We start from the raw sequence: 10,000 nt of genomic DNA on the forward strand, positions 1-10,000 counted from the left end.
GTGGATAGCCATATAAATGAGTTATGGCAACAAGTACTAGCTGAAATTCAGACTAAACTGAGTAAACCCAGCTTCGATACATGGTTAAAATCAACAAAAGCAGTTTCTTTTATCGATTCCAATTTGGTTATTTGTGCTCCAACCAATTTTGCTAAAGAATGGTTAGAAACACGCTACGTGAAAATGATTACTTCAACTGTGTTCGAATGTTTAGGTAAACAAGTAGAGGTTCAATTTGTAATTGAAGAGAACTTACCTAATCAGGGTGGTACCTCATCCTTCTTCCCTACACCTAAAGAAAACATTGTATTATCTGAAGATTCTTATCCTAATATGATGAATCCCAAGTATACTTTCGATACATTTGTAATTGGTACAGGAAATCGATTTGCACATGCAGCTTCTTTAGCTGTAGCGGAAGCACCGGCTAAATCCTACAATCCCCTGTTTCTATATGGTGGGGTTGGTCTAGGTAAAACCCATTTGATGCATGCCATTGGTCATTATGTACTTGAACACAATCCAAACGCACGAGTCATGTATATATCATCTGAGAAGTTTACAAACGAATTTATTAATGCCATTCGCGACAATCGAGGAGAAAGCTTTCGTAATAAATATAGAACTATTGATGTACTACTAATAGATGATATTCAATTTCTAGCCGGAAAAGATGGAACACAAGAGGAATTTTTCCATACATTTAACGCTCTTCATGAAGAGCATAAACAAATTATTATTTCTAGCGATCGCCAGCCTAAAGAGATTCCTACACTTGAAGAACGTTTAAGATCCCGTTTTGAATGGGGCCTAATTACCGATATTCAACCACCTGATTTAGAAACACGTATTGCGATTTTACGAAAAAAAGCAAAAGCTGAAAATTTAGAAATACCAAATGATGCCATGGGATACATAGCGAATCAAATTGATACGAATATTCGTGAGCTAGAAGGTGCATTAATCCGTGTAGTAGCTTATTCATCCCTGGTTAATCAAGATATTACCGTTCATTTAGCAGCAGAAGCACTTAAAGATATTATTCCATCCAATCGTCCCAGAATTATCTCTATATTGGATATACAGCAACGTGTTGGTGAATTTTTTGGTATGCGCTTAGAAGATTTTAAAGCACGCAAAAGAACCAAGGCCATCGCATTCCCTAGACAAGTAGCCATGTACCTTTCCCGAGAGCTAACTGACTTCTCTTTACCTAAGATAGGTGAAGCCTTTGGAGGCAGGGATCATACCACCGTTATTCATGCACATGATAAGATAGTAACATCCCTAAAACTAGATCATGAGTTATCAAAAATTATCCACAATATTACCGAAAAAATTAAACATCCTAACGCTTAATAAAGGTTAAGCCTATGCACAATCTATCCACATGTGAATAGGCTTTAATTATGCCGCTTTTACCCACATATCCACATATTCAGTGCCCCTACTACTATTACTAATAAAAAGAATAATAATATAAGGAGTAAAATGATGAAATTAACCATTCTCAAACATCAACTAAACGAAGCCATTCAACATGTATCAAAGGCTATATCTTCAAGAACAACAATTCCCATTCTCAACGGCGTCAAAATAGATGCAACACACCAAGGTGTAACCCTCACAGCAAGTGATACAGATATATCTATTCAATGCTTTGTCCCTTTAGAAGAGAACGGTTTACAAATTATCCAAATAATGAAAATAGGCAGTGTAGTATTGCCTGCTAAATTTTTTATCGAAATAATACGAAAATTACCAGCTGAAGAAATTGAAATTGAATTATTGCAGAATTTTCAAACAATCATCCGTTCCGGATCCTCAGAAATCCAAATGGTAGGCTTGGATGCTGAAGAATATCCTCTCTTACCTGTTATAGAACAGAACAAAACGATTTCAATGGCAAGTGATTTATTAAAAGCTATGATCAAACAAACTGCATTTGCTGTATCTACAACGGAAACAACACCCATTCTAACCGGCGTCCTCTGGAGCTTAGCTGATCAGAAATTAAAACTAATAGCTTGTGATCGTCATAGATTAGCAACAAGAGAAACCAATATGGATGTCTCTACAGACCAACAATTTAATAATATTGTTATCTCAGGCAAGACCCTGAATGAATTGAATAAAATATTACCAGATCAAAATTCATTGGTTGATATTGTTGTAGCGGATAATCAAATCTTATTCCGGATGCAAAAGATTCTTTTTTACTCACGTATATTGGACGGGACATATCCCGATACTACTAAGCTTATTCCGCAAACCTTTCAAACAGAACTAACCGTTAATGCCAGAAATTTTACAGACTCAATAGATCGTGCATACTTGCTTTCCAGAGAAGACAAAACCAATATTGTAAAAATGATCATGCATGAAGATGAAACAATAGAGATATCTTCGAGCTCATCGGAATTAGGTAAAGTAACGGAAACCATTGAAACAACACATATTTCAGGTGATTTATTAAAGATATCTTTTAACTCAAAATATATGCTGGATGCACTTAAAGTCTTAGATACAGAATTTATAAAGCTAAGTTTTACAGGAGCAATGAGCCCGATAATTATTCAACCTGATGAAGGAATCAGCCTGCTACAATTAATTCTTCCTTATCGAACTACAAACTAAGGAGCTGCAAATATGCAAACGGTAGAAATCAAAACAGAATATATAGCGTTAGGACAATTTTTAAAGCTTTCTGAGTGCATTTCTACAGGTGGACAAGCAAAAAGCTTTCTTGAAGAAACAAAAATAACTGTTAACGGTGAACCAGAGAATAGACGAGGAAAAAAGCTATATCATGACTATATTGTTGATGTAGACGGATTTGGTCCCTTTAAAGTGGTGCGCAGCTAATGTTTTTGAACAGGCTTGCTTTGCAGAATTATCGCAATATCGAACAATTTGATTTGCAGCTGGATAGCAAAGTTAATCTATTTGTTGGCCCTAATGCGCAAGGTAAAACCAACATCCTTGAAGCAATCTATGTACTGGCTTTAACGAAATCACATCGGACCAATCAAGATAAAGAATTGATTCGCTGGAACGAGACACAAACTATTATGCATGGTGAGATCGATAAGAAGTATGGAGTTAATCAATTACATTTGGTCATTTCGCAGCAAGGAAAAAAAGCCAAAATTAATGGGTTGGAACAAAAAAAGCTCAGTCAGTTTATTGGAACCTTGAATGTTGTTTTGTTTGCACCGGAGGATTTAGAAATTGTTAAAGGCTCCCCTGGTACAAGACGACGTTTTTTAGATATGGAATTAGGCCAAGTTTATCCCAGGTATCTGCATGACATCATGCAATATCAGAAAATTCTGGTTCAACGCAATAATTATTTAAAGCAGCTAATCCAGCAAAAAAACATAAATTACGAGATGTTAGAAGTGTGGAATGAGCAATTAGTAAATTTTGGTGTTAAAATAGTTAAAAAAAGGCAAAGCTTTATAAAAAAGCTGCAAATATGGGCAGAACGAGTCCATTCTGGAATAACCAATCAACGTGAGCTAATGACTATAGAGTATCTACCATCCTTTGATTTACAGGGGTCTGAAGATGAAACTGTTATATTTGAACAGTTTATGGTAAAGTTAAAACATGTGAAGGAACAGGAAATTAGACGTGGTGTGACGCTTGTAGGACCTCATCGCGACGACATGCTTTTTTTTATTAACGGCAAAGAAGTCCAGCAGTATGGATCTCAAGGACAACAAAGAACAACGGCTTTATCCTTAAAATTAGCAGAACTTGAATTAATTCATGAAGAAGTAGGGGAATATCCTATTCTTCTTTTGGACGATGTTTTATCTGAATTGGATCAGTATCGTCAAACGCAGCTTATCGAAACCTTCCAGAACAAAGTGCAAACCTTTATTACAACAACAAGTATCGAGAGCATAAATTTAAGTAAATTAAGTGATGCAGCGATATTTAAAGTGAGAAATGGTAGCATAGAAAGGTAGAGGGTGGTAGGTATGTTCATACATTTGGGTGGAGAAAAAATTATTAGAGCAGCTGAATTGATCGCTATTTTTGATTTATCCATGGAAAAAACCTCGAAAATTTCCAAGCAATTTATAAGCCACGCAGAAAAAGAAAAAAAGATTGAGATGATTGGTGAAGAAGATAGTAAATCCTTAGTTGTCACGATCAACAAAATATATTATTCACCCATTTCCTCTAGTACCCTAAAAAAGAGAGCCCACCAATTGTGGATGAATTAACAAAAAACTGTTTTGAAATCTTATAAGTAGGTGAACGATTCATGTCAGCCAATGCCAATACGTATGATGAAAATCAGATTCAAGTACTCGAAGGATTAGAAGCTGTAAGAAAGCGTCCAGGGATGTATATTGGTTCAACAAGTGCTAGAGGGTTGCATCATTTAGTTTGGGAAGTTGTAGATAATAGTATCGATGAGGCACTTGCCGGCTATTGCAACAAAATAGATATCGTTGTACATAAAGACAATAGCGTGAGTGTCACGGATAATGGACGAGGTATTCCCGTAGGTGAGCATGCCAAAATGAAAAGACCGGCACTTGAGGTTGTTTTAACCGTTCTTCATGCAGGCGGTAAATTTGGTGGCGATGATTCAGGTTATAAAGTATCGGGAGGGCTACATGGTGTAGGGGTTTCAGTTGTTAATGCTCTCTCATCTTTGTTGGTTGTAACCGTAAAAGTAAAAGGCCATGTGTATCAACAAGAATATAGCAAAGGTGTACCACAATATGATTTAAAAGTCATTGGTGACTCCGATGAAACAGGTACTAAAATCACATTTACACCAGATCCGACTATTTTTACAGAAACAACGGAATATGATTTTGATATTCTTCAATCTCGACTTAGAGAATTAGCTTTTTTAAATAAAGGTATTGAGATTAATCTATTGGACGAGCGTACAGATCACTCTGCATCATATAGCTATGAAGGTGGAATTGTCTCATTTGTTGAGTATTTAAATCGTAATCGTGAAGTATTGCATGAAAAACCAATTTTTACTGAAGGAACTAGAGATAATATTCAAGTCGAAGTTGCGTTGCAATATAACGATAGCTATTCGGAGAATATCTATTCGTTTGCTAATAATATTAATACGCATGAAGGTGGTACGCATGAATCTGGCTTCAAAAGCGCATTAACGCGGATTTTGAATGATTATGCACGCAAAACCAATGCGATCAAAGAGAGTGATTCCAACTTTTCTGGAGATGACGTGCGTGAAGGTTTAACTGCGATCATTTCTGTAAAGATTCCAGAGCCACAATTTGAGGGTCAAACTAAAACAAAATTGGGCAATAGTGAAGTTAGAGGAATTGTTGAATCTTTATTCTCTGAAAAGCTGCAAGAGTTTATGAATGAAAACCCGGCTGTAGCCAAGAAGATAATTGAAAAAGGGATCATGGCTTCACGTGCTAGAGAAGCTGCTCGTAAAGCTCGTGAGTTAACACGTCGTAAAAGTGCACTCGAAATCGGATCATTACCCGGGAAATTAGCAGATTGCTCCTCTAAAGATGCTTCAATTAGTGAAATTTATATAGTCGAAGGTGATTCTGCGGGTGGTTCTGCTAAACAAGGACGTGACCGTCATTTCCAAGCTATTTTACCTTTGCGCGGAAAAATTCTAAACGTAGAAAAATCTAGATTAGACAAAATTCTTGGGAATACTGAAATTCGTTCTATGATTACAGCATTCGGTACTGGGATTAGTGATGATTTTGATATTGCCAAAGCTCGTTATCACAAAATTATTATTATGACGGATGCCGATGTTGATGGTGCTCATATTCGTACATTGCTATTGACATTCTTTTATCGCTATATGAGAAAACTATTTGAAATGGGCTATATTTATATTGCTCAACCACCGTTATATAAGCTAGAAAGAAATAAAACGATTCGTTACGCCTATAATGATAAACAAAGAGAAGCTATTCTTCAGGAATATGGTGAAGGCGTCAAGGTGAATACACAGCGATATAAAGGTCTAGGTGAAATGGATGCTATTCAGCTATGGGAAACTACGATGGATCCAGAAAGCCGAATATTGCTACAGGTTAGTATTCAAGATGCTATCGAAGCAGACGAAATTTTCGATACGCTAATGGGTGATAACGTTGAGCCTCGTCGCGAATTTATTGAGATGCATGCCAAATATGTGAAAAATCTAGATATTTAATTATATAGAGGTTCAGGAGGTACGTAATGGCTGAAGAGCTCGTTTCCCAAGTTAAAGATAGAGATATTGGTTCAGAAATGCGCGAATCTTTCATGGATTATGCAATGAGCATTATTGTTAGTCGGGCATTACCGGATGTAAGAGACGGTTTGAAACCTGTTCATCGTCGTATTTTATTCGCAATGTCTGAATTAGGAATGAGCTCCGATAAACCACATAAAAAATCAGCGAGAATCGTTGGTGAAGTAATTGGTAAGTATCACCCACATGGTGATAGCGCCGTTTATGAATCCATGGTTAGAATGGCGCAGGATTTCTCATTGCGTTATATGCTAGTTGACGGTCATGGTAACTTTGGATCGATTGATGGAGATATGGCTGCAGCAATGCGTTATACAGAAGCACGTCTTTCCAAGATTGCTATGGAAATGTTGCGTGATCTTAATAAAGAGACCGTTGACTTTCAACCAAACTATGACGGTGAAGAGAATGAACCGGTTGTACTTCCTTCGCGGTTCCCTAATTTATTAGTAAATGGTGTTTCTGGCATCGCCGTAGGAATGGCAACGAATATTCCGCCACATAATTTAGGCGAAGTAATTGATGGACTTCAGGAAATGATTAAATTTCCAGATATAACTCCGATGGAGTTAATGGAATTTATTAAAGGGCCTGATTTTCCTACGTATGGTTTCATTTTAGGACGTGAAGGAATTAAGCGAGCATATAATACGGGCCGTGGTTCGGTTACAATGCGAGCTAGAGCAATTATTGAAGAAAACAGTGGTAAGGCGAGAATTATTGTCAATGAATTGCCATATCAGGTTAATAAATCGCGATTGATTATTAATATTGCGGAATTGGTTAGAGAGAAAAAAATTGATGGCATAACAGATCTACGGGATGAGTCGGATAGAAATGGGATGCGAATTGTTATTGAGCTGCGTCGAGATGTTAATCCGAGTGTAGTTTTGAATAATCTTTATAAGCAAACATCCTTGCAAAGTAATTTTGGAATCAATATGTTAGCTATTGTTAACAAAGAACCAAAAACTTTGAATCTTAAAGATATTTTATATCACTATCTGGAGCATCAAAAAGTAGTTATTCGTCGCCGTACGGAATTTGAATTGCGTAAAGCTGAAGCTAGAGCACATATTCTTGAAGGTTTACGGATTGCTTTGGATCATCTAGATCGGGTAATTGCCTTGATTAGAGCATCACAGAATGCCGAAGAAGCAAGAGAAGGATTAATTTCACAATTTAGTTTAAGCTATGATCAAGCTCAAGCCATTCTCGATATGCGTTTACAGCGTTTAACGGGTTTGGAGCGAGAAAAAATTGAAGCAGAATATGCTGAACTGGTCAAAAGAATAGCCGAATATAAAGCTATCTTGGGAGATGAGCAGCTGGTTCTTTCCATCATTAGTGAAGAACTGAGTGAAATTAGAAATAAATTTGCTGATAAAAGACGGTCTGAAATTACGATTGGTGAAGAGAGCATTGAGGATGAAGACTTAATTCCACGTGAGGAAGTTATTATTACGATTACTCACACGGGTTATATCAAACGTCTTCCAGTCAATACTTATCGAAACCAAAAACGTGGTGGACGTGGAGTAATTGGAATGGATACGAAGGATCATGATTTCGTTGAGCATCTATTTGTTACCAATACCCATCATTTTCTACTGTTCTTCACAAATAAAGGAAAAGTATATAAATTAAAAGCTTATGAAATTCCTGATTTAAGCAGGACTGCTAGAGGAACACCGATTATCAATTTGATTCAAATTGAGCAAGGTGAGACGATTAATGCCGTAATTCCGGTAGAAAGTTTTGATTCGGAGCAATTCCTATTCTTTGCAACAAAAAAAGGGGTTATTAAGAAAACACCTTTGAATGAATATGGTAATATCCGTAAGGGTGGGCTGATCGCGATTAATCTGCGTGAAGACGATGATTTGATCGGTGTGAAGCTAACAGATGGAGACCGAGCTATTGTAATGGGAACTAAGCTAGGAATGTCCATTCACTTTCCAGAGAAAGATGTCCGCTCCATGGGTCGATCAGCAACGGGTGTTATTGGTATACGGATTTCCGAGCAAGATGATGTTATAGATATGGATATTGTTAGTGAAGACGACAGTGTACTTATTGTAACAACTAAAGGCTTTGGTAAACGAACGCCAATGTCTGAGTATCGTATTCAAACACGTGGGGGTAAAGGAATCAAGACTTTGAATGTAACCCCTAAGAACGGACCTGTGGTTGGTTTAAAAGTGGTTAAGGATGATGAGGATCTAATGATCATAACGGCATTGGGTACGGTTATCCGAACTGATATGTCAGGTATTTCCTCTATGGGTAGAAATACCCAAGGTGTTCGTTTGATCAATATTAAAGAAGATGATGAAGTAGCAACCTTGGCACGAGTAGAAAAAAGCGAGGAAATTGCTGAATTTGCTGATGATGACGAGCTAATAGAATAAAATTTAAAATTTTTATGGGAAAGGGCTACCAAGCCCTTCCTTTTTGTTTTACAATGAAAGTATGAATATAGAGTAGGGCGAGGGACCTAATATGGGAGTTATTTCAGTTCCTGTTTCACAGCTTAAATCAGGCGATCAGATATTTGAGAATGTGCTTACCAAAAGAGGAAATCTACTTTTTGAGAAAGGTCGGTTCGTGACCCCAAAAGAGATTGAAATTCTGCGTGCATTTTTTGTAGCGTTTGTTTCTATTGAGTCTAGGGATACAGAAGCAACAGAGGAAAATTCTCAGAATCAACAGGATGACTTGAACCAAGCAGATGTACCATTTTTTGAGAAATATGATAATTTAGTTAAACTGATGCGTAAGGTCTTTCATGATGCACGTAATGGACAAATTCCACCTGTGTTGGAAATCCGTACGCAGCTTGAAGCAACGCTTCAATATATTGATCAATATAATATATTAACTTTTGTTCCTAAGAATGTGAGAATGGGTGAATATTTAATTCATCACAGTGTCATGGTCTGTTTAACTTCTTATCAATTGGCCAAATGGCATAATTTTCAACAAAAGGATTGGATGCCAATAGCATTAGCAGGATTGTTGCACGATATTGGTAACGTGAAGATTGATAGTGCTATTTTTGAAAAATCGTCTAAATTAACTACAGCTGAATTTGATGAAGTTAGAAAACACACTGTTTTCGGCTATCAAATCATCAAAAACATGCCAGCCATTAATGAAGGTGTGAAGCTAGCAGCGCTGCAGCATCATGAAAGAGAAGATGGATCCGGCTATCCACTCAGCTTAAAGGGAGATAAAATACATATTTATTCTAAGCTGCTGGCAATTGCGGATATTTTTCATGCGATGACTAACGAAAGAGCTTATCGTAAAGTAAACTCACCTTATCTGGTATTAGAGGATTTATTGAAAGAATCATTCGGAAAGCTTGACCCAACATTGGTCCAGACCTTCATTAATCGAGTAACCTCCCTGCAAAATGGAACACTTGTACGTTTAAGCGATAATCGCTTGGGAGAAATTGTTTTCTCAGACCGATCCTATCCGACGAGACCGTGGATTAGTGTTAATGGAGTCATAGTTAATCTAATGGTAGAACGAAGTTTATATATAAGAGAAGTTATTGCTAAGTTTCAATAAAAGGTTATTAAAGTTCACCCAGCTGATATATTTAGCTGGGTGAACTTTTTTTCATTAAACATTGCATTTGCGTGTCAGATCATTCTAATATTAGCGAATTAAAAGTGCTTTAAATGCTTTATTATTTCAATGAAAGACTGTGAT

Annotated in this window: 8 protein-coding genes; all 8 read left to right on the forward strand. The window is 36.8% G+C overall.

Translation table 11 applies throughout. The features are described 5' to 3' along the window. Positions 1–1,359 (forward strand): chromosomal replication initiator protein DnaA, encoded by a 1,359-nt coding sequence (gene dnaA, locus EHS13_RS00005; RefSeq protein WP_155698207.1) that lies wholly within the window; start codon positions 1–3, stop codon positions 1,357–1,359. Positions 1,360–1,494: 135 nt separating this feature from the next. Beyond that, complete coding sequence (gene dnaN, locus EHS13_RS00010) at positions 1,495–2,637, forward strand: DNA polymerase III subunit beta (RefSeq protein WP_155705160.1); 1,143 nt, start codon at positions 1,495–1,497, stop codon at positions 2,635–2,637. A gap of 12 nt (positions 2,638–2,649) precedes the next feature. Beyond that, positions 2,650–2,865 (forward strand): S4 domain-containing protein YaaA, encoded by a 216-nt coding sequence (gene yaaA / locus EHS13_RS00015; RefSeq protein WP_155698209.1) that lies wholly within the window; start codon positions 2,650–2,652, stop codon positions 2,863–2,865. Further along, entirely contained in the window at positions 2,865–3,977 is a 1,113-nt protein-coding gene (gene recF, locus EHS13_RS00020; protein WP_155698211.1) for a DNA replication/repair protein RecF, read from the forward strand. Before yaaA ends, recF begins: the two co-directional genes overlap by 1 nt. A 12-nt stretch (positions 3,978–3,989) precedes the next feature. Continuing rightward, positions 3,990–4,238 (forward strand): extracellular matrix regulator RemB, encoded by a 249-nt coding sequence (gene remB, locus EHS13_RS00025; protein WP_155698213.1) that lies wholly within the window; start codon positions 3,990–3,992, stop codon positions 4,236–4,238. A gap of 41 nt (positions 4,239–4,279) precedes the next feature. Continuing rightward, the gene (gene gyrB, locus EHS13_RS00030; RefSeq protein ID WP_155698214.1) at positions 4,280–6,196 is read left to right on the forward strand and encodes a DNA topoisomerase (ATP-hydrolyzing) subunit B; all 1,917 of its coding nucleotides are present in this window, start codon (positions 4,280–4,282) and stop codon (positions 6,194–6,196) included. 26 nt (positions 6,197–6,222) lie between these two features. After that, positions 6,223–8,688, forward strand: coding sequence for a DNA gyrase subunit A (gyrA, locus tag EHS13_RS00035; protein WP_155698216.1), 2,466 nt, complete (start codon positions 6,223–6,225; stop codon positions 8,686–8,688). A 91-nt stretch (positions 8,689–8,779) separates the two neighbouring features. Then, positions 8,780–9,856 (forward strand): HD-GYP domain-containing protein, encoded by a 1,077-nt coding sequence (locus tag EHS13_RS00040; protein WP_155698218.1) that lies wholly within the window; start codon positions 8,780–8,782, stop codon positions 9,854–9,856. Positions 9,857–10,000: the final 144 nt, after the last annotated feature.

The organism is Paenibacillus psychroresistens, from assembly GCF_009728935.1.
In the GTDB taxonomy this organism is placed as follows: Bacteria; Bacillota; Bacilli; order Paenibacillales; family NBRC-103111; genus Paenibacillus_AC; species Paenibacillus_AC psychroresistens.